Genomic DNA, 22,168 nt, shown 5'->3' with positions numbered 1-22,168 from the left:
GAGGAGTGGTAAAAATGAGAGAGGCCAGAAATGCACTACTGCTCGCGTGCTTTCTTGTCACGATTGTTCTAGTAGGTTGTTCGGAATCAACTAGATCGGTTGAAATAGATGAAAGTGAATTGACTGGATTAGATTATACTCAGGAACAAGCGTTGCAAGCTACCTTTATGGATGAGCGTTTAGAAGGTATGAAAGGGATAGCCGAAAACGATCATCTCCAACTGTTTATCGATGATCTGACTGGCTCAATTGCTGTTCTTCATAAGGATAGTGATGAAATATGGCATAGTAACCCGACTGACCGTGATGAAGACCCTATTGCTTCAGGTGTTAATCAAGACCTACTTTCATCACAAATGCAAATTCATTTTTATAATAATTTTGGTCAGGGTAGTGTCATTAATACGTTTTCAGATAGTGTTCAATATGATCAATATAAAATAGAAGAGATTACTGATGGCGTGAGTGTGACGTATCAATTGGGTAGATCGGAGAGATCTGTTGAAGATTTACCACTTATGTTAAGTTCAGCACGTTATGAAGAAATCACAAGTAAGTTAGATGATGGAGGAAAACGGGCTTTATTAATTGCTTACACTGAGGATACGGATCGAGAGATTTATGAAAGAAATGATAGTGCTCTTAGTGGATTACAACTTGAACGCGCTTTTATGGCCTTTGATGATGCTGGTTATACAGAAGAAGATTTGGAACAGGACATGCAGGAATTGAATTTCACTCAAGAATCACTTTCGTCACGGCATTTCCAAGCGACGATCGAATACACGCTTGATGAAGATAGTTTAATCGTAAATGTTCCAGTTTCAAGTATTCTGTACACGGAGGATTATCCAGTTAATCGTATTTCATTGATGAGATTCTTTGGAGCAGGTGGAGCGGAAGATGAAGGGTCATTGTTTGTGCCAGATGGTTCGGGAGCTTTGATTCATTTTAATAATGGTAAATCAAAGTATTCAGCATATCAGCAATCAGTGTATGGTTCAGATTTAACGATGGAACTATCTGATTATGAAAGAACAGAACAAACTGTCCGACTACCTGTATTTGGGATAATTCGAGAAGAAGGAGCTTTATTTGGAATCATTGAAGAAGGGGCATCTGCTGCAACAATCAATGCAGATGTTAACGGCAGGGTAAACAGCTATAACTATGTATATCCTAGCTTTTATGTTGTGAATAAAGGCGATGTCACTTTACAAGCGAATGAGCAAGAACGAACATTACCTCGCTTTCAAGAAGAACCGATGGACTCAGATTTCAAAGTGAGGTATACGTTTTTACATGGTGAAGAAGCTTCTTATTATGGTATGGCTAACTATTATCGCGAGTATCTTGAAAAGACAAATGGGCTTCCTGAAAAAGAGAATGAAGAAACATTAGTAAAGGATATTCCATTTTATTTACAGTTAGTAGGTAGTATACCTAAGCAGAAGCATTTTGCAGGCGTTCCTTACAAGTCTCTTGAAGCACTTACAACATTTGAACAAGCAGAAGATATTGTGAATCAGATGCAAGGTCGTGATATAACAAACATTAAATTAAATTACTTAGGTTGGTTTAATTCCGGTGTTGATCATAAAGTACCAAAAAGCATTTCAGTTGATCGAGCGATCGGAGGAAAGTCAGGATTGCATCAATTTGTTGATTTTGCCGAGGAGAAAGGCATCTCTCTTTTCCCTGAAGTGGCTTTACTTAATGTCAACTCATCATCAGGATTTAATGAAGCGAGGGAAGCATCAAGGACGTTACGTGGTATGCCGGCAACTTTGTATCCTATGGATTTGACATTAGAGAGACGAGATCGAACGAAATCACCTTCATATGTCTTGTCGCCTGGGCGCTTAGAAGCATACACAGAGTCGATGCTAAATGATTTCGTATTACACGAAACAAATGGTATTTCATTGAGAGATTTGGCTGATCAATTAAATAGTGATTTCAGAAAAAACAAGCAAATTGATCGTACTGAATCTGAAAGAATATCTGTTCAAACGATGAAAATGATCCATGATGAAAACTTAGATATTATGGCTAAAGGGGGAAATCACTACACTTTGCCATACTTATCAGATATTATTGATGTCCCAATAAACAATAGTGGATTTAAAATCCAAGATGAAGCTATACCATTCTATCAAATGGTGATTCGCGGATCTATCGATTATACGAGTACGCCTTTTAATCTATCTACTTATACGAATGAGAGACAGTATATATTGAAATCATTAGAATATGGTGCTGGTGTTCATTTCAAATGGATCCATGAACCTAATTATAAATTGAAGGATACAGAGTATAACCACTTATATTCTGTAAATTATGAGCAATGGATCGATGATGCGACTAGGATCTATCATGAAATAAATGCTGTACTGAGTCATGTTCATAATGAATCTATAGTGGCACATGAGAAACTAGAAGAAGGCGTTTACAAAACAGTCTATAGCAATGGGATTTACGTTATTGTTAACTATAATGAAACAGCTGTGTCCATAGATGAAATGGAAATTGAGGCTCAAGGTTATATGACAGGTGGTGAGACGTTTTGAAATCGTTAGCAAAATTAAGTGGAACGTTGCGAACATATGAAGGTCAGAAGGTGTTTTGGGGTGTTCTTTTCGTCTCGCCTTGGTTATTAGGGTTTATCTTTTTCTTTTTCGTTCCCTTAGTGACGTCATTACAATATAGTTTTAGTGAAATTTCAGCAAGTTCAGAAGGAATGACCGTTTCATTTATTGGACTAAGCAACTACATTGAAGCATTAACAATCAATACAAGCTTTAATAGAATTTTAATTGAATCGATTATGAATATTGTTATTAATGTACCTTTGATTGTTATTTTTAGTTTATTTTTGGCGGTCATACTGAATCAGAATTTCCGTGGGAGGTCATTAGCAAGGTCGATTTTCTTTCTACCCGTTATCCTTGCTTCTGGAGTTATTTTAAGCTTAGAAGCAACTAGTCTAGTGCAAGATATTAATCAGCAAAATGCTACTTCTGGTGGGTTTTCAAATATGTTAAGTTCCTTTGAATTGCAAAGAATGATGATTAATTCTGGTGTGAATGTAACGATTGTTAATTATCTTACAGGAGCTGTTGATCGGATTTATGAAATAGTTAGTCAATCAGGGGTTCAAATTTTAATTTTTCTGGCAGCGATTCAGACGATTCCACCACAGCTGTACGAAGCCTCTAAGATTGAGGGTGCAACTGGATATGAAGCTTTTTGGAAAATTACGTTCCCGATGGTTAGTCCACTTATTTTAGTAAATTTGGTTTATACGATTATAGATTCGTTTTCTAGAAGTCCAGTGACTGAGCTGATCATGTCCACAGGTTTTGATAATTTTAATTTCGGTCTTAGTTCAGCAATGGCATGGCTATATTTTGTTTCAATTATGCTTATTTTGGCAGTAAGCACGTATTTTATTTCGAAAAAGGTATTTTACCAAGATTAGTACATGAGAAGCTTGAATGGTTGGGTATTACGGACAAAGAAGAGGGTTGATTTTCTAACATGGAGCAACATTTGTTTGAAAGTATATTAATTCATAAAGGAAAATTCGATTAGAGAGGGTGAGGGCATTGAAGATAGCTCAATGGTTAACGATTGAAAAGATAAAACATTGGGTTTGGTCGATTGTTCGGCTTGTACTAATAGCTGGTTTATCGTTTATCATTCTCTATCCTATCATTCAAAAGATTTCGACAGCTATTAAGCATAAAAGTGATTTGTATTCACCAATAGTCGTATGGATTCCAGAAAATTATTCACTTGATAATTTCCGAAATGCGATGTCGATTATGAATTATTGGGATACATTGTTTAACACGTTTGTTCTAGCAGCGACGACAACAATACTAACAGCTGCATCGTGTGCACTTGCGGGCTATGCATTTGCCCGCCTGCAATTTAAAGGAAGTAAACTACTTTTTGGAGGAGTGATTCTTACTATTTTGGTCCCTCCGACAACGATTCTTATCCCGATGTATATGAATTTAAGGGAATTTAGCTTAATGGGACTTATCCCACTAATAACAGGCAGTTCGGTTAATCTATTGGATTCGTATTGGCCATTTATCTTAACAGCATTGACGGCGAACTCTCTAAAGGCAGGATTGTTTATTTTTATTTTTAGACAGTTCTTCAGGGGAATTCCTAAAGCAATTGAAGAAGCTGCTTATATTGACGGGGCCGGAGTAGGGACAACATTCTTTCGTATTATGCTACCTAATGCATTACCAGCTATTGTAACTGTTATGCTGTTCTCATTTGTATGGCAGTGGAACGATACATTCTTCACGACAACGTATTTGACATCAAGTAATGTGATGTCAACACAATTATCGTCATTGCCCTATAATTTAGCGATTCATCTTGAGGGAGGCGATGCAACGAGTACCGATCCGTTTTACTTAAGTATGGTACAGGATACAGGGATCCTGCTCGCGATTCTTCCTTTAATTATTATTTACTTATTTGTTCAACGTTACTTTGTTCAAAGTGTTGAGCGTACTGGAATTGTTGGATAAATTCTATGAGTTGGAACACAGAATAAGTTTGGTATAAAGTTGAGAAAGCTTCTAAAGAACGATCAAATGATGAAGGGATATGCACAATCGATCGATTTTAACGATTGATGAAGTATCCCTTCCTTTCAGAAGCTTAGAAGATAAGTGAGAAAAGGTTTGAGGCATGAGGACAAGACCTTTGGGGAAAGTGCTTAAGCTATACGTGGGTCGCTCATTTCCGGTTGATCAAACTAATGCTCCATTAGTATATATACTCACCTTAAAGAGAAGCCAGCGTTTTGGGGTGTTGTTGATCCTTCGAAGTCATCAACTAGATGACACTATGGAATAATGGTTTTCAAATCGTTTTAAAAATAGTAAGGAGGACAATAAAACCATGAATAAAAAATTCTTTGCCGTTTTAATGACATTTGCGCTAATTTTAAGTTTGTTTTTACCAAATATGCCGTTACTTGCTCAACAATCAAATGAGACTTTTGAAAATCCGTTTATATTTTCTGATGTGCCAGATCCTGATGTTATTAGGGTGGGGGACGTTTATTATATGGCAAGTACGACGATGCATATGAATCCAGGTGTTCCCATTATGAAATCGTATGATCTCGTTAATTGGGAAATTGTTAATTATGTCTATGATATTCTTGAAACAGATGATGAGCAATCTTTAAGAAATGGACAAAGCGAATATTCAGCAGGTTCATGGGCACCTTCGTTAAGGTATCATGAAGGGACTTACTATGCGGCCTTTTCTTCAAATACAACAGGTAATACGTATGTTTACACGACGACTAATATTGAAAATGGCTCATGGACAAGGCATACACTTGATGCGCATTTCCATGATATGTCTCTTCTTTTTGATGATGATGGACGTGTATATTTAGTGCATGGGAGCGGCAATATTTCGGTTACGGAATTAACATCCGATGCTACGGCTGTTAAAGAAGGCGGTTTGAATGAAGTTATTATTCCGAATTCAGGTGAAATAGCTGGTTCTGGTGGACTACCAGGTGAAGGAGCAACGATTCAAAAAATAAATGGAAAGTATTATATATCGATTATTACGTGGCCAGAAGGCGGTATGAGAACGCAACTAATCTATCGTTCAGATTCGATAAATGGAGATTACGAGGGTCGGATCGTATTAGAAGACTCTGGCATTGCTCAAGGCGGAATGATTGATACCGTTGATGGCGATTGGTATGCGATGATATTTCAAGATAATGGAGCAGTAGGGCGAACACCATTCCTTGTGTCCGTTACATGGGAAGATGATTGGCCTATTTTTGGAGAAGACGGACAAGCTCCAAGAGAGTTGCCGATTCCAGTTCAAGGAGTCAATTCGACTAACCGAATTGTAGCTTCTGATGAATTTTATCAAAATACGAACCGGCTTTTTGAAACGAACCATGCAAATGTAACAGAAGATGTTCTTGCTAAGTCAGAGAGCCAAGTGCCAGTTACAACTGAACGTATACAATTACTTGATAATGGTAACTTTGAAGATGGAATAGAACCATGGGAAGGTTTCGGAGCAGATATCGAGCTTTCAAGTGAAGAGGCATATAGTGGGTCAAATAGTTTATATGTGACCAATCGCCAAGTTACGGGGGATGGCCCGAAACAAGATATTTCAGGTGAAGTGGAGCCTGGAACGGTTTATGAATTCTCGGCAAAAGTTAAGTATACAGAAGGACCTGATGAAAAAAACTTCCATTTCGCGATCCAAAATGGAGAAACTTGGGAAGGTATTGAGGTGATGGGCTTTACGACCGCTCAAAAAGGTGAATGGGCAACGATTGAGGGGTCCTATATTTTACCTGAGGATGTAGATCTATCAGAAACGTTTATTTTTATTGAAACACCTTGGACAGCTGAGCCTGATGAGGAAATAGATTTAATGAACTTTTATGTAGATGACCTCTTTATGACAACAACGGAAACTGGGTCAGGCGAAGCTGATCTTATTAATAATGGGAGTTTTGAAGATGGTCTCGAGCCATGGGATGTTTATGGAAATGCTACCATCGAGGTAACAAATAAAGAGGCGTATAGCGGTTCTCACAGCTTACATGTAACCAATAGAGAACTAACTGGTGATGGTCCAAAATATGTGTTGACTGGAGCTGTTCAAGTTAACCATATTTATGAATTTTCGGCGAAGGTCAAATATACGGAAGGGCCAGATCAGAAGAATTTTCAATTTGCGATTCAAAATGGACCAACTTGGCAAGGGATCGAAGTGATTGGTTCTGCAACCGTTCAAAAAGGGGAATGGGCAACGATTTCAGGGACGTATAGACTTCCAGTAGGTACTGATCTATCAGAAACGTTTATTTTTATTGAAACACCCTGGGCGGATAACCCTGATCCTGTTACAGATTTAATGGATTTCTATGTTGATGATATATCATTTATTAATAAAGGTGGAGTGCCTGATACTGTTAATCCAGGTGAGCATGATTATAATGGATCAAACCTCGATTTAGTATGGCAATGGAACCATAATCCGGATAATACGAATTGGTCTTTAACCGATCGTCACGGCTTTTTAAGATTAACAAACGGCAACATTGATACGAGTATTCATGATACTAGAAATACGTTAACTCAACGAACATTTGGACCAGAAAGCTCAGGTAATATTGCAATAGAAGTGGACAACATGCGAGATGGAGACGTCGCTGGACTTGCTGCCTTCCAAGAGAAGTATGGTTATGTTGGTGTTAAAATGGAGGACAATGCTAAGTCAATTGTCATGGCAACGGGGACTTCTGAAGAATTACAGGAAGTAGAGAGTATACCTTTAGATGAAGAAAGAGTTTATTTTAAAGTGGATTTTGATTTTAAAGACCGTACAGATCGTGCTTACTTCTATTATAGTCTAAATGGTGTGGAGTGGACGCCTATCGGTGATGCATTAGAAATGGAATATACGCTACCGCATTTCATGGGCTATCGTTTTGCTTTATTTAATTATGCTACGAAAAATCCAGGTGGCTATGTTGATTTTGACTACTTTAGAGTGGAGGATGCGATAACAGGCTCTGAAAGTGTCGAAACGGTATTAAATGTTCAGTTAGATGATGTTTCTGAAGTGGTTGGGGTGCCAAACAATGAATTTGAAGTACCTATAAAAATGGATGCGCTTCCAAATGGAGAATATGAGGCGTTATTAGCATCTTTTCATATTCCTAAAGGCTTGTCTGTTTCTAAAGTGGAATTTCATACTGAGAATATTCATGGTGAAGGGACCTTTAGCTTCATAAATAACCAGCTATTATTAACGGTTAGTGGAGATGACTTTCATTTTTCAAATGAGGACTCCCAACTCTTTGCTACGATTACGTTAAAGGTGGATGACTTTGTAACGTCAAATCGTAATGAAAAACTTAGAGCCAATTATATTAAAGTAGAAGGTGCAAATATTGTTTACAATGTGCATGATGCTGTTGCAAACATTGAATTATTACAATTGGAGACAGATGCTTTAGCGAAGGTTCCAGGGTATCACAACCCACTCATAAGTCACAAGTTTGGAGCAGATCCCAATGTGTTAGTCCATGATGAACGAGTATATATTTATATGACAAATGATGAGTTTGAGTATGATGAAAATGGTCAAATCATTGCCAATACGTATGCAAATATTAACACTTTGACAGTCATTTCATCAGAAGATTTAGTAAACTGGACAGACCACGGTTCTATCCCGGTTGCAGGACCTAATGGAGCAGCCTCGTGGGCTAGTCAATCGTGGGCACCGACAATTGCTCATAAGGAAATGAATGGTGAGGATAAGTTTTTCCTATACTTCTGTAATAACGCATCTAACATTGGTGTCCTTACAGCAGATAGCCCGCTTGGTCCTTGGACTGATCCAATTGGAGGGCCAATCATTCATGGGAATACTCCTGGAATAGAAGGAGTAGTTTGGAACTTTGATCCAGGTGTTTTTATCGATGATGACGGTATAGGGTACTTGTACTTTGGAGGCGGAGTCCCTGGTGGAGCAAATCCGACTCCTGAGCAAGCGGCTAATCCTCAAACAGCTCGTGTCATTCAATTGAGCGACGATATGATAGATACAGTCGGAGAAGCCGTCATGATTGATGCACCTTTCATGTTTGAGGCTTCAGAAATGCATAAGTATAATGGGCAATATTATTTTTCTTATAGTACAAATTTCTCAGGTGTACGTGAAGAGGGCATGCCACTTCATGGAGAAATCGCATATATGATTAGTGATGATCCGATGGGTCCTTTCACTTATGCGGGAACGCTTTTACGGAATCCATCTCGTTTCTTTGATGTCGGTGGAAACAATCACCATCATATATTTGAGTTTAATGATCAATGGTATATTACTTACCATGCCCAAACTCTGTCAAAGGAATTAATGGACGATACGATGGGGTATCGATCTCCTCATATTAATAAGATTGAATACTATGAGAATGGTAAAATAAAAGATGTTCAAGCGGATATGAATGGTGTCAGTCAAACTAGAACTCTTAACCCATATACAAGAACAGAGGCTGAAACGTTTGCTTGGAATGCAGGCATATCAACAGAGGTTTCAAAAGCACCAGGAAGTAAATTGGAGAGTCTCAACTTACATGTAACAAATATTGAAGATGGTGATTGGGTTGCAATATCAAATGCCGATTTTGGTGAAAATGGTGCTAGTACATTTAAAGCGAATATCGCATCGAGTGTAGGTGGAACGATTGAAATTCGAATAGATAGTCCGGTTGGAGAAGTAATAGGCTCATTAGAGATTGAACCAACAGGTGGGGAACAAGAATGGCTCCTTATGGAGACGGATGTAACAGCTGTAACAGGTGTTCATAATATTTTCTTTATGTTTAAGGGTGAAGGAGATAATCATTTATTTAACTTTGATTATTGGAAGTTTACTGAGGCTGATAGGGATGAAAATGAGGAGGATGAGGAGACACCTGGAGAGTTAATGTTAGATGCTGAGGAAGCAGAAGAGGTTCGTGCTGGCATTACGTACTCGATTGTTGGATCAAATAGTAAGATCAAGATGCCATTAGATTTACCAGATGGTACGAAATTGAAAGTAGCAACGAAAGATATTACAAATACAAATTACGAGGGTTTAATTCCTGCTGGTGATCAGTTAACGTTCATGTTTGAATATGCTGATGGTGCTACTATTCCTACGAATGAATTTAGATTGCAATTAGGACATGAAAAGGATGTTCATACAGATGAATTGGGAATTTATTATTATAGTGATGAAGAAGATGAATGGGAGTATCGTGGCGGAGAAGTGAATGAAGAGAGTCAAACGATCGTATTAGGTGTTACAACGTTCTCTGCTTATGGGGTATTTGTAGAGGAAGAGAGTGATCAGGACGGTCAAGATGGCCAAGATGGCCAGGACGGTCAGAACGGTCAAGATGGTCAGGATGGTCAAGACGGTCAAGATGGCCAGAACGGTCAAGATGGTCAAGATGGTCAGGATGGTCAAGACGGTCAAGATGGTCAGGACGGACAAGATGGCCAGAATGGTGAAGATGACCAAGTATTGCCTAGTACGGCGACGGATCTGTACACTTATCTTATGTACGGTCTTGCATTGCTCGTTATAGGTAGTGTAGCTTTATTGGTTATTCGTAAAAGAAGAATGTAGATTAGGTTGAATGAGGTTGGGACATAACGAAAGTGTTTATACGAAGTGTAGTTAGGAAAGTCATTTGCACCAATGTATTTGTTCGGGTTCTCAATTGTTTAAACACAATTGTCCCAGCTTCATTTAATATTCTAATTTAAATAATTTGAGTTAAAAAAGAGTTCTTTCGTTTTGGTAACCTATAAGGTATAGGGTTAAGAACCAATAGAATGACAGGTTGTTGTAAATATCTAAGTTCGCTAGACTAAACCATATATACACATTTGGATACGTGTAACGAGAGGATGAAAAATGGTGCAGAATTCTAAGGTGACAGAAAGTAAAAGGCTTCATGAGGTGTTTGGGGACTATTTTTCAATTGGAGCAGCTGTGAATTCGAAGACAATTCATACTCAACGTGATCTACTTAGTTATCATTATAATAGTATAACTGCAGAGAATGAAATGAAATTCGAAAGTCTCCATCCATGTGAACATCATTACACTTTTGAGCATGCGGATCGTCTTATCTCTTTCGCGAAAGAACATGAGATGGAAGTTAGGGGACATACGCTTGTATGGCACAATCAAACATCAAAGTGGGTGTTTGAGCAACAGGATGGAAATCTCGTAGATCGACAAACTCTTTTGAAGCGAATGCAGTCACATATTGAAACGGTGATGAAGCGTTATAAAGGGCAAATATATGCTTGGGATGTAGTTAATGAAGTAGTCTCTGACAAAAACGAAGAGATGCTTCGGCCTTCAAAATGGCTTGATATTGTAGGTGAGGACTTTATTTCAAAAGCATTTGAATATGCTCACAGTGCGGATCCAAATGCACTCTTGTTCTATAATGATTATAATGAATTTGTTCCAAAGAAAAGAGAAAAAATATATAGTATGGTTAAATCATTGAAAGAGAATGGTACACCCATTCATGGAATTGGATTACAGGCTCATTGGAATTTGGAATATCCGACACAAGATCTTATTCGTCAAGGGCTTGAGAGATATGCAAGCCTTGGATTACAGTTACATATTACCGAACTGGATGTATCCGTTTTCAATCATGATGACCGTCGTACTGATTTAGTAGAGCCGACAGAAGCGTTAATGGAAATGCAAGCTGAACGATATGAAATGTTTTTTAACATTTTTAAAGAGTATTCTGACGTTATTTCATCTGTTACTTTTTGGGGTGCAGCAGATGACTATACTTGGTTAAATGATTTTCCTGTAAGGGGTCGTCGAAATTGGCCGTTCCCTTTTGACTCGAATCACCAACCAAAGAAATCCTATTGGAAGCTATTGGATGTGGCACGTTCATGATCAAAGAATGTATTTTATTTAGGAGAGGTTATCATGAGTAATACAATCATTACAAATCCAATTATTTGGACCGATATTCCAGACCCTAGTGTGATTCGTGTAGGGAAATACTTCTATATGTCAAGTACGAGTATGCATTCAATGCCAGGTTGTCCGATAATGAAATCATGTAATTTAAAAGATTGGGAGATCGTTAATTATGTGTTTGACACATTTGCTGATAATGAAGAACATCGTTTAATTGATAGAAAGAACATTTATGGTAAAGGGTCATGGGCGACGTGCTTACGTTATCATAATCAAACATTCTATCTTTGTTTTTCAAGCAATGACACCAATCAATTTTACATGTATCAAACAAATGATATTGAAAACGGTGAGTGGGAATGTTCTGTTATTCCAGGACTTCATCATGATCCGTGCTTGTTGTTTGATCATGAACGAGTCTTTGTTATTCATGGAAATGGTGACATCCGTATTACGGAATTAACGGAAGATGCTACTGCGAAAAAAGAAGGCGGAATAGATCAGGTACTGCTTGTTACGGAGTATGAAGGCATTGGCCTACGATGTGAAGGGTGTCATGCGTACCATTTAAATGGCTATTATTATTTATTTTTTATTGAGTGGCCAAAGTTTGGAAATAAACGTCGACGACAGATTTGCTATCGTTCGAAAGAGCTTTTGGGTCCCTATGAGCGTAGGATTGTTCTTGATAATGATATGGGTTATCAAAATCAAGGAGTTGCTCAAGGAGGTATTGTGGATACGCCTCACGGGGAATGGTACGCTTTTTTATTTCAGGATCATGGTGCTGTTGGAAGAATTCCTTGTGCTGTACCTGTTAGATGGTTAGATAATTGGCCGATATTTGGTTTTGATGGGAAAGTTCCAAAGGCTTTTGAAGCAAAGTTACCAATGCTGGAATCAGTGTCAATTGTTAAAAGTGATGAGTTTAATTATGAGGAAAACAAATTGTCTTATAATTGGCAGTGGAATCATAATCCTAACAATCAATGGTGGACAGTTACAGCAAGACCAGGTTATTTGAGGTTGATAACGGGACATTTAACAGAAAGTGTCGAATATGCGCGTAATACATTAACACAAAGAACTGAAGGCCCTGCTTGTAGTGGAATGACCTTAATGGACAGTCAATATATGAAACCAGGTGATTATGCGGGGATTGTTGCGCTACAGTTTCATTTTGGGACAGTTGGAATTCGGATAGATGAATCGGGAAACCGTTATGTTGAGATGTGTGTGAAAGGTAATACAGGCAAGCAGGAACTAGTTGAAAGCGTTCGATATGATAGAGATGAAATTTATCTAAAGATGGAATTTGATTTTAAAAATAGTATCGATATTTCTCGTTGTTATTATTCAGATGATGGGTTGAAATGGACGCAAATTGGAGGTGTGGTCAAACTACAATACACACTAGACCATTTTATGGGTTGTCGAATAGGGTTATTTAATTATGCAACGAGGGAAGTTGGAGGTTTTGCCGATTTTGATTATTTTCGATATACAAAACTGAATGTATGATCTAGATACTCGATAAATGGCCTGGATCGGTTGCTCTATCAGAGAAACCAATCCAGGCCATTTTTTATATGAAGAGTATGATTGTTAATTACTTAAATCCAAAAGGTTTGCATAAGATAAGTGCAAATAGATGTGTAAAAGCAGGTGGATGATGAATGGTACGATTCAAATTCCAAATGAAATAAACAAATGGTAATGATCTAAATAAATGTGTATTGTAAAAAACAAACTATGATAGAATAATTTATAATAATACGCTATTTCAATATTACTAAACTATGAAATGGGGTCCATTACTTGTGTGGGTTAAATCAAATAAAGCCAGTATTCTTCTGACAGTGTTGTTCATGATGCCAATCTTGTCAACTTGTGAACAAGGTTTGGAGAGGGGCGAAGATTCTGTTCTACTTGGAGATCAAGACGAAATGATTGATCAGCATCCTGGACTAACTAAATATTCTCCTTCCATTGAAATTCATTTAGTTAGAGAGACAAGTGAGAGTTTAGAAAATATACTGAATGAGCTGCCTGGAGAAACATTAGATGATAATCGTTGGAGTAGGCTTTATGAACAAGTACTAGGTATAGAAGTTAAGTATGATTGGAAAGCGAAAGGCGACCTTTATCACCGAAAATTAGGTGCTGTTCTTGCTTCGGGAAACTTACCTGATGTAGCAAAAGTAAGTGCTCAGCAATTAAGACAATTGAACAGTGCAGGCTTAATACAAGATCTTTCTTCTGTTTACGAGACGTATGCGACTCCTTTTACGAAGGAGATTATGAATCAAGAAGGCTCAGGTCCATTTGAAGCTGCTATGATTGATGGGAATTTAATGGGGATACCTGAAATTGAATCTTCTATTGAGAGAGCACAGTTTATCTGGATTCGCACAGATTGGCTAGAGACGTTAAATCTAGATCCTCCAACAACTATGGATGACGTACTTGAAATTTCGAAAGCGTTTACAAATAATGACCCGAATCAATCAGGTGAAGATGATACGTTAGGTCTAGCCATTACTCAACATCTTTGGGACCCTGTACTAGGAATTACTGGATTCATGGCAGGGTACGGAGCGTATCCAACAATTTGGGTAGAAAATGAACAAGGAGAACTAGTTTTTGGAGGAGTTCAACCAGAGGTGAAAGTTGGTTTGAAAGCGCTACAAGAAATGTATCATGATGGCCAACTAGATCATGAATTTATGTTTAAAGATGGTGTGAAAGTTGAGAACCTAGTTGAAAAGGGAAAAGTAGGAATGTTTTATGGTGAACAATGGGCATCCTTTGTCGCGGGGACAAGTCGTTTAGATGATGAAAGTGTACAGTGGCAAGCTTACCCGATCGTTTCTCATTCAAAACAACTACCGAAAGTGCCTTTGAAGTTTTCAACTAATTATTTTTTAGTGGTCAAGGAAGGGTATGACTATCCAGAAGCGATCATCAAAATGATTAATCTTCACTTAGAGAAAAACTGGGGGGAGACAGCTGAATATGAAGTCTATTATAGTACACCATTTCCTGTTTGGAGAGTGTCGCCCGTTACACCATATCCAGCGTTAAAAAATTTGGAGGCGTATCGTCAACTCGAACAAGCACGATCGTCTGGAGATTATTCCAATTTGAAGCCAGAGGCAAGAGCCATTCAAAAGAATATTGATCATTATATGAACCAGCATGATAAATCGGGCTGGGGATGGGAACGAACGTATGGACCAGAAGGTGCCTTTTCAATACTTGAGCAATATGCTGCTAATGATCAACTGTTATATGATCATTTTGTAGGAGCACCGACAAATACGATGATTAAAATGAAACCTATATTGGACGATTTAATGCACGATACATTTATAGATATTATCCTTGGTCGTTCTATTGATGAATTCGATCAATTTGTTGATGATTGGCATCGAATGGGCGGAGCAGAAATGACAGCAGAAGTGAATCAATGGTACTCAGAACGAGATAGAAAATGAAGTATTCTAGAGAGCACTGAGCCGTGCACAACTACAACTTTTGTTACTCAAATAAAGAGCATTGGAAAAGCTATTCTTAGTTTTCAGTGACCTCGTAGTCTGATGCAGTTTTGTCTGTCAAAAAGTCTACGGATCGAACAGCATCGGAGGGGAGTTTCTTGTTTAACAAACGTGCTACTATTTTTCGAAAAACATTATTTGTACGATTACTTATTATGTATCATGTTGTTATTCTTCCAATTATATTATTAGGTTTATATTTGTATAATTGGAGCTATAGTAATGCGAATCAGGAAATTTCAAGATATGCACAAGTGCAATTAACATCTTATTTAGAGAACTTAAATCGCGAAATTGAATGGATGGAAATACAGCAATTCGATATTTTACAGGAAAGAGAATTGCGTAAAATCGCTTTAACTTGGGATATGATGGATAGTACTGAAAAAAAATCAAGTATTAATTATATTCTCCACCGATTGACTTCTATTCGAAATACTAGTGCTTATATTAAGGATATCTCGATACACATTCGTTCTATTGATGTAACCATTTCAGCAGTTAATGCCGTTCAAAATGTTGATCATCAACTCTATGGTGCGACAGAAACGACTTTGAAAAGTAATCAAGATAGATTAATAAAAAACGATGATTTATTATACCTAAGTCCTTCAGTGATGGGAATTGATCAAGAGGGAGAGCCCCTGTATACAGTCCAAATCGAACTGGACGCTGAAAAGTTGAAGACATCGTTAGATACGTTAAACATGTATCCAGAAAGTGGTACATTTTTACTTTCAAAAGATTGGAGAGTGATGCTGTCCATAGGGGAGGAATCGAATAGAATTCCCAACCAATACTTAAATGTAGAAAGAAGATTAAAAGATAGTACGAATAGAGTGGACGTGGATGGCAGCCTGTATCATTTTGACAAAGCCTATTCTGAAGAGTTGGGGCTTTTTGTAGTAACCTATTTACCAGAAGAGATCGTAAAAAGTCCGTTAAATAAATTTAGTAATTGGGTGTGGGTATTTATCGTTACTTCTATTGTTACCATTATTATTTATTCATACTCTACTTATAAGCTCGTTCATAGACCACTATTACTTCTCGTTGATGGGTTTAAAACGATGGAGAGTGGTGGTTTGGATAAGCCTATTAAACATGAAAAAACAGATGAGTTCGGTTTTATATACGATCGCTATAATAAAATGTTAGTAAAACTAAAACAGCTTATTGATCAAGATTATAAGCAAAAGCTCATGATGCAAAAGGCAGAATTAAAACAGCTCCAATCCCAAATAAATCCACATTTTCTATATAACAGTTTCTTTATCTTGAATTCACTTGCAAAGATAGAGGATACGGAGAGAATTGAAGTATTTACAAAAATGCTTGGCGAGTATTTTCGATTTATTACACGTAATGGCGAAAATGAAGTATCGTTAGAGGAAGAAATTAAGCATGCTCGCATGTATACAGAAATTCAAAACCTGCGTTTTTCAAGGCGTATTAAAGTGCAATTTGAAGAATTACCTGAGCAAATGAAACGGTTAAAAGTACCGAGGCTGATCGTACAACCGATTATCGAGAATGCCTATGAGCATAGTCTTGAAAAAATGTCGGATGAAGGGTTTCTACGCATACATTATGAAGTGTTAAATGATGAATTTTCAATGATCGTCGAGGATAATGGTGACACGGTCAATGATAATAAGATTGATAAATTGTCCAAGCAAATTATGAACATAAACGAGCATCAGGAGCAGACAGGTATGATTAATATTCACCGAAGAATGGTATTAACTTATGGGAATGGTAGTGGGTTGTTCTTGTCGAAAAGTGAACTCGGCGGTCTGAAAGTCGTGATCCGAATTAAAACAAAAAGGGGAGAATGAGGATGTACAGACTATTGATCGTGGATGATGAAGAAATCATTACTGATGGTTTATATGAAGTGTTTAGTCGCTTAATGCCTGACCGGTTAGATGTTTGCAAAGCATACTCTGGAAAAGAGGCTTTAAATTGGATGTCCAATACTAGAATTGATATTGTACTTACAGACATTGCGATGCCTGGAATGAACGGATTGGAACTAATTGAAGAAATACATGCATATTGGCCTAGGTGTAAAGCCATTTTTCTGACGGGGCATAGTAACTTTGAATATACATATAAAGCGATTCAAATGCCCAATGTTCGGTATTTACTCAAAACAGAAGGGTACGATAAGGTGACGGAAACCGTTATCGAAGTGATGGAGGAAATTCAACGCCGCCAACTTGATAACTTATTGTTAGAGCAATCTCGCGAGCAAATATACGCCTATGAAATGATGGCGCAAGGAGATTATTTGAGACACCTCTTACAAAAAAGCAATGCGGTGTGTGCAGATCAAGAAGTACTTCAAAGGGAGTTCAATAAATTAAATATTTCATTAGATCCTACAAGTGGGGTTATGATGGTTCTTGCTCATTTGGATTATCAAAAAGGAAAAACATATACGGAAAGAAGTGAAATTCTTTCCGCTGTTCGAGCGATTTGGGAGGATCACTTTTCTGAACAGATTCATTGTAATGGGATTGTCGATAAGCATGGAGATATTCTTTTCTTTATCCAACCAATCTCATCTACTAAAAATGAGAAAATGGATAATCATTTTAATAAATATTTAGAAGGTACGTTGGAACTCGTTCAAGAGGAATGTTTAAGTTCAATTGATATAACAGTTGGATTTACGATAAGTGGTGGATTTAATAAATGGGGAAGCGTAACAAAAATGTATGAACACCTAAGACAGCTTCAGCAACTGAAAATAGGGGAGGACATTCCGGTTATTTTGCGTGCTTCAGAAGAGCAAAATAATGAATATACTAGTAACAAAGGATTAGAGTCTAGTCAAATAGTTGAAATCTTAGTCGTTCATCTAGAAGCGAATCGTTCAGAGGAATTTTTCATTGTGTTGAAAGAATTAGAACAGTCGTTACAAAATGGTTGTATACAACAAATGATCGAAACATACTTTTCTGTGGCAATTGTTCTGTATTCCTATATTAATAGGATGGGCTGGTCCAATAGAATTGATCATTCGGAAAAGTTATTGAGACTGGATGATCATGCCTCGATGAAAAGCGGTTTTCGATATTTAAATGACATTGCAACGGAGGTTTTCAAGGTCAAACAAACGGATGAACGAGACAGAGCCTCAAAAGTAATCGAGCGAATCTGCCAATACATTGAAAATAATTTAAGTGAGGATTTATCACTAGTTCGCTTAGCGGAGATTCATTATTTTAATCCATCTTATTTATCACATTTCTTTAAACAGGAATATGGCATTAATTTATCGGAATACATTGATAAATGTCGGATCAGAAAGGCAAAGAAGCTCCTTAGAGATGGAAATGTTAAAATACGTGAAGTTGGAATGGAAGTTGGCTATAATGCCGCACATTCGTTTACTCGTTTTTTTAAAAAAGTGACGGGATTGACGCCAAAAGAGTTTCGAGATAATTATACACTAAATTAATTTGATTAGTGAAAATAAATCATAGGAGTTCAAAAGAGTGGCCTTTTGGGGAGGTACCGAAAAAGTTTGGTTTTCAACTTCTTCGGTGTCCTCCTTTTAGGTTTCTTTTCTGTTGTTATTTGTGAAGTTGAAGTTATTTTTTGGGGAATAGACTGTTAGTCATCGATGATGGTTATAACGACTATCGATTATGTTCAGTCAAAATAGTGTTATCAATTGACAAAATAATTTGATGTAAGCGCTTTATTATTCCGTTAAACTTATAGAAGCAAATATGGAAGAGAGACCGACACGTTAGGAGTGAGTTAGATGGATCCAGTGACGACACCGAAGGCGTCATCTAAAAAGAAAACAAAAAGGAAATGGGCGCTAAATATGCAGACGAAAGAGACGTTGGCTGGTTATTTCTTTATTGGTCCAATGGTTATCGGGACGACGATTTTAGTCATCTTACCGATATTTGCTGCATTGTTTGTTAGCTTTACCGATTGGGTGTTTATTAGAGGCATTGATGATATGAATTTTGTTGGCATTGCTAATTATACAAGACTTGTTCAAGATGATTTGTTTATACAGTCGGTTCGAAATAATATGTGGCTTATTTTCGCTGTGCCGTTAACTATGTTCTTCTCATTACTGTTGGCAATCATAATTAATAAGCATGTATACATGAAGGCGTTTTTTAAAATTACGTTTTTTATGCCGTATATTTCAAGTATTGTCGCCATTGCGATTGTGTTTCAATTATTGTTCCATCCGTCTTATGGACCGATTAATGAGTTTTTAATGGCACTTGGAATTGAAAATCCCCCACGTTGGTTAGCAGATACGAGGTGGGCGTTAATATCAGTTATCATGATTAGTATTTGGGTGTCTATTGGCTTTAACCTCATTATTTACTTAGCAGCTTTGCAAAATATTCCAATGGAGATGTATGAAGCTGCCGATATGGATGGAGCCAATATGCTGAAAAAGTTTTGGTATATTATGCTGCCTATGCTTTCGCCAACGACATTCTTTCTCCTAATAACGGGAATCATTTATAGTTTTAAATCATTCGAATTAATTGTTGTATTAACGAGTGGCGGGCCAGGCTATTCGACTTCGGTTATCGTCTATTATTTGTATGAGCAAGCATTTGAAAATTTACGTTCAGGCTATTCTTCTGCGATTTCAATGGTACTACTGTTGATATTATTAATTATTACCGCCGTTCAGTGGTGGGGGCAGAAGAAATGGGTCAATTATTAGTCGGAGGTGGAATAGATGAGTCGTAATGACATTAAAAGCAAAACTGTTAAGCTCATGCTGACGATCTTTATGTTGATAATTGGAATCATCTTTCTACTCCCTTTTATATGGATGATTTCTGCATCATTAAAGCCTGAACTAGAAGTGTTCGTATACCCAATTCAATGGATTCCGAGTGAATGGCGCTGGAGCAATTATGTAGAGGTATGGAGTGGAGATTTCCCACTGTATTATTGGAACTCTATTAAAGTAACGGTCATGACAACACTCATTTCTACAGTTGTTTCTACGATGGCTGCTTATGGCTTTTCAAAGATTCATTTTAAAGGACGCCATCTCATTTTTATACTCGTATTGGCGACATTCATGATTCCTGCACAGGCCATTTTAGTTCCGCAATTTATGCTGTATATGTATTTGGATTTATTTGATACACATTTAGGGCTTATTTTATTAAATAGTTTTAGTGTATTAGGGACATTTATGTTAAGGCAGTTCTTTATGGGGATTCATGATGATTATATCGCTTCAGCTAAAATTGATGGAGCCGGTCATTTGACGATCTTTCGTAAGGTGGCTGTACCGTTAGTACTGCCAGCGATCTCAACGTATGCGATTCTGCGTTTTATTTGGACGTGGAATGATTATCAAGGACCACTTATCTTCTTACGGTCAGATCATTTATCAACGGTTCAAATCGGTATTTCACGGTTTACTTCGATGAGTGGTGAGTATTACAGCTTGATTATGGCTGGTACCGTATCAGCTATCCTTCCATTACTTATCATTTTCTTTCTTGGACAGAAATATGTCATTGAAGGAATTGCTATGGGTGGAGTGAAAGGATAAATATTATTTTTAATAAAGGGGAGGTTTTTGTATTGAAGAAAAACAAATGGATGCACTTATTATTGAGTTTATTGTTTGTGATGGGATTGGCTGCTTGTTCAAGTGATGATGGAGGCACGACAACAAATGAAAATGATACACCAGAAGAAGAAGAGAATACAGATGGGAATGAGCCTGTAACGATTCGTATGCATCATTGGTACAATGAGGAGCAGGATAGGTGGCATGAGGTGGTAGAAGCGTTTGAAGCCGATCACCCACATATTAAAGTGGAAACAGTCAGTCCAGAAAATAATGATGCGAATGAAACGATGCAACAGATTGATTTAGCAGCAGCATCTGGTGATCAGTTGGATGTCATCATTGTCAACGATGCAGCAAATTATTCACAACGTGTAGCTCAAGGCATGTTTGAACCATTAGATGAGTATCTAGATGTAGCAGGAATAGAATATGAAAATGAGTATCGAGTGAATACGAATGTGGATGGTCATTATTATGCATTACCTGGAAAATACAATATGTTCTTTGTGATGTTGAATCAAGATGCACTTGATGAAGCTGGATTAGATGTACCAACTGATTGGACTTGGGATGAATATATGGATTATGCAGCCGCATTGACGGAAGGTGAGGGACCGAGCAAGCGTTATGGTACGTTCTTTCATACATGGATGGATTATGTTAAATTAGCAGCGTTCAACCAGCCGACAGACAGTAACATCATTAAGGATGATGGAGTCACGTCCAATGTCGACAGTGATCACATTAGACAATCACTTGAAATTCGTGAAAGAGGTCATGAAGAAGGGTCAGCGACTCCGTATGCTGATACCATTTCTCTTGATTTAAATTATCGCCCACAATTTTTTGGTGAGAGTGCAGCGATGATTATGACAGGGAGCTGGATGATAAATGAACGAGGTGGGGTGGATGATGCTCCAGAATTTACTGTAGCGTATGCTCCTTATCCGAAAGCGAGTGAAGGCGACCCAATTACAACGCCAGCGGGTGCGGATTTCTTAACGATGTATTCAGGTTCTGAGCATAAGGAAGAAGCCTTTGAATTTATTCGCTGGTATACGACAGAAGGAATTGTATTACAAGAAAAATATTTACCAGACTATTTAGGTGCTGATTTGGAAGATGTTATTACACGCTTACACGATGCAAGTCCAGAGGTGGACATTGAATTGGTTAATATGGAATCACTTATTCATACATTAGACGTTTCAGAGGCGGCACCTGTCTTCATCCCACCTGCTTTCATTAGTGAAGTTGAGACAGCGTATCGTAATGAGGCTGAGCGTTTCTTGTTAGAGGAGCAAGATCTTGATGCGACGATTGAAAATGCCCATGAAGCTGTGCAAAGTGTCATTGATGCAAATGTTAGTGAATAGATTTTAAAAGGACGATTGCTAATATGCCTAATGAGAAGAAAGGTGCTTCTCATTAGGCTTTCATCAAATGTAGAGAAAGGAAACAT

At 37.6% G+C, this 22,168-nt stretch carries 12 protein-coding genes; all 12 read left to right on the top strand.

Annotation, left to right across the window (positions count from 1 at the left end; all coding sequences use genetic code 11):
* Positions 1-14: 14 nt before the first annotated feature.
* The 12 genes from MW695_RS06355 to MW695_RS06300 all read left to right on the top strand — a co-directional run bounded on the left by MW695_RS06355 (position 15) and on the right by MW695_RS06300 (position 22,082).
* The gene (locus MW695_RS06355; protein WP_247104282.1) at positions 15-2,570 is read left to right on the top strand and encodes a DUF5696 domain-containing protein; all 2,556 of its coding nucleotides are present in this window, start codon (positions 15-17) and stop codon (positions 2,568-2,570) included.
* A complete protein-coding gene (locus MW695_RS06350; RefSeq protein WP_247104280.1) occupies positions 2,567-3,481 on the top strand; it encodes a carbohydrate ABC transporter permease in 915 nt (304 codons plus the stop codon). Before MW695_RS06355 ends, MW695_RS06350 begins: the two co-directional genes overlap by 4 nt.
* A 127-nt stretch (positions 3,482-3,608) precedes the next feature.
* On the top strand, positions 3,609-4,556 hold the full coding sequence (locus MW695_RS06345; protein ID WP_247104279.1) for a carbohydrate ABC transporter permease: 948 nt from the start codon (positions 3,609-3,611) through the stop codon (positions 4,554-4,556).
* A gap of 376 nt (positions 4,557-4,932) precedes the next feature.
* A complete protein-coding gene (locus MW695_RS06340; RefSeq protein ID WP_247104278.1) occupies positions 4,933-10,218 on the top strand; it encodes a family 43 glycosylhydrolase in 5,286 nt (1,761 codons plus the stop codon).
* Positions 10,219-10,509: 291 nt separating this feature from the next.
* Positions 10,510-11,529: an endo-1,4-beta-xylanase gene (locus MW695_RS06335; protein ID WP_247104277.1), complete on the top strand. Its 1,020-nt coding sequence runs from the start codon at positions 10,510-10,512 to the stop codon at positions 11,527-11,529.
* Between the two features lie 33 nt (positions 11,530-11,562).
* A complete protein-coding gene (locus tag MW695_RS06330) occupies positions 11,563-13,077 on the top strand; it encodes a glycoside hydrolase family 43 protein (RefSeq protein ID WP_247104276.1) in 1,515 nt (504 codons plus the stop codon).
* A gap of 425 nt (positions 13,078-13,502) precedes the next feature.
* Entirely contained in the window at positions 13,503-15,053 is a 1,551-nt protein-coding gene (locus MW695_RS06325; protein WP_247104505.1) for an extracellular solute-binding protein, read from the top strand.
* Positions 15,054-15,211: 158 nt separating this feature from the next.
* Positions 15,212-16,951, top strand: coding sequence for a sensor histidine kinase (locus tag MW695_RS06320; protein WP_306421088.1), 1,740 nt, complete (start codon positions 15,212-15,214; stop codon positions 16,949-16,951).
* A 2-nt stretch (positions 16,952-16,953) separates the two neighbouring features.
* On the top strand, positions 16,954-18,582 hold the full coding sequence (locus MW695_RS06315; protein WP_247104275.1) for a response regulator transcription factor: 1,629 nt from the start codon (positions 16,954-16,956) through the stop codon (positions 18,580-18,582).
* Between the two features lie 309 nt (positions 18,583-18,891).
* The gene (locus tag MW695_RS06310) at positions 18,892-19,833 is read left to right on the top strand and encodes a carbohydrate ABC transporter permease (protein ID WP_247104273.1); all 942 of its coding nucleotides are present in this window, start codon (positions 18,892-18,894) and stop codon (positions 19,831-19,833) included.
* A 15-nt stretch (positions 19,834-19,848) separates the two neighbouring features.
* Positions 19,849-20,682 carry a carbohydrate ABC transporter permease gene (locus MW695_RS06305; RefSeq protein WP_247104271.1) on the top strand — a complete coding sequence of 278 codons (834 nt, stop codon included), beginning with the start codon at positions 19,849-19,851 and terminating at the stop codon, positions 20,680-20,682.
* A 32-nt stretch (positions 20,683-20,714) separates the two neighbouring features.
* Positions 20,715-22,082 carry an ABC transporter substrate-binding protein gene (locus tag MW695_RS06300; RefSeq protein ID WP_247104269.1) on the top strand — a complete coding sequence of 456 codons (1,368 nt, stop codon included), beginning with the start codon at positions 20,715-20,717 and terminating at the stop codon, positions 22,080-22,082.
* The last annotated feature ends 86 nt before the right edge of the window (positions 22,083-22,168 follow it).

Source organism: Halalkalibacter sp. APA_J-10(15), assembly GCF_023017105.1.
Lineage (GTDB): Bacteria > Bacillota > Bacilli > Bacillales > Bacillaceae_D > Halalkalibacter.
Note: the sequence above shows the minus strand (reverse complement) of the source record. Positions and strands in the feature narration are given on the sequence as shown.

Excerpts from the sequence above, each read along its gene's own strand:
- MW695_RS06355 (WP_247104282.1), top strand. The coding sequence starts at position 15 with ATGAGAGAGGCCAGAAATGCACTACTGCTCGCGTGCTTTCTTGTCACG.
- MW695_RS06340 (WP_247104278.1), top strand. The coding sequence starts at position 4,933 with ATGAATAAAAAATTCTTTGCCGTTTTAATGACATTTGCGCTAATTTTA.
- MW695_RS06335 (WP_247104277.1), top strand. The coding sequence starts at position 10,510 with ATGGTGCAGAATTCTAAGGTGACAGAAAGTAAAAGGCTTCATGAGGTG.
- MW695_RS06330 (WP_247104276.1), top strand. The coding sequence starts at position 11,563 with ATGAGTAATACAATCATTACAAATCCAATTATTTGGACCGATATTCCA.
- MW695_RS06325 (WP_247104505.1), top strand. The coding sequence starts at position 13,503 with ATGATTGATCAGCATCCTGGACTAACTAAATATTCTCCTTCCATTGAA.
- MW695_RS06315 (WP_247104275.1), top strand. The coding sequence starts at position 16,954 with ATGTACAGACTATTGATCGTGGATGATGAAGAAATCATTACTGATGGT.
- MW695_RS06310 (WP_247104273.1), top strand. The coding sequence starts at position 18,892 with ATGGATCCAGTGACGACACCGAAGGCGTCATCTAAAAAGAAAACAAAA.
- MW695_RS06305 (WP_247104271.1), top strand. The coding sequence starts at position 19,849 with ATGAGTCGTAATGACATTAAAAGCAAAACTGTTAAGCTCATGCTGACG.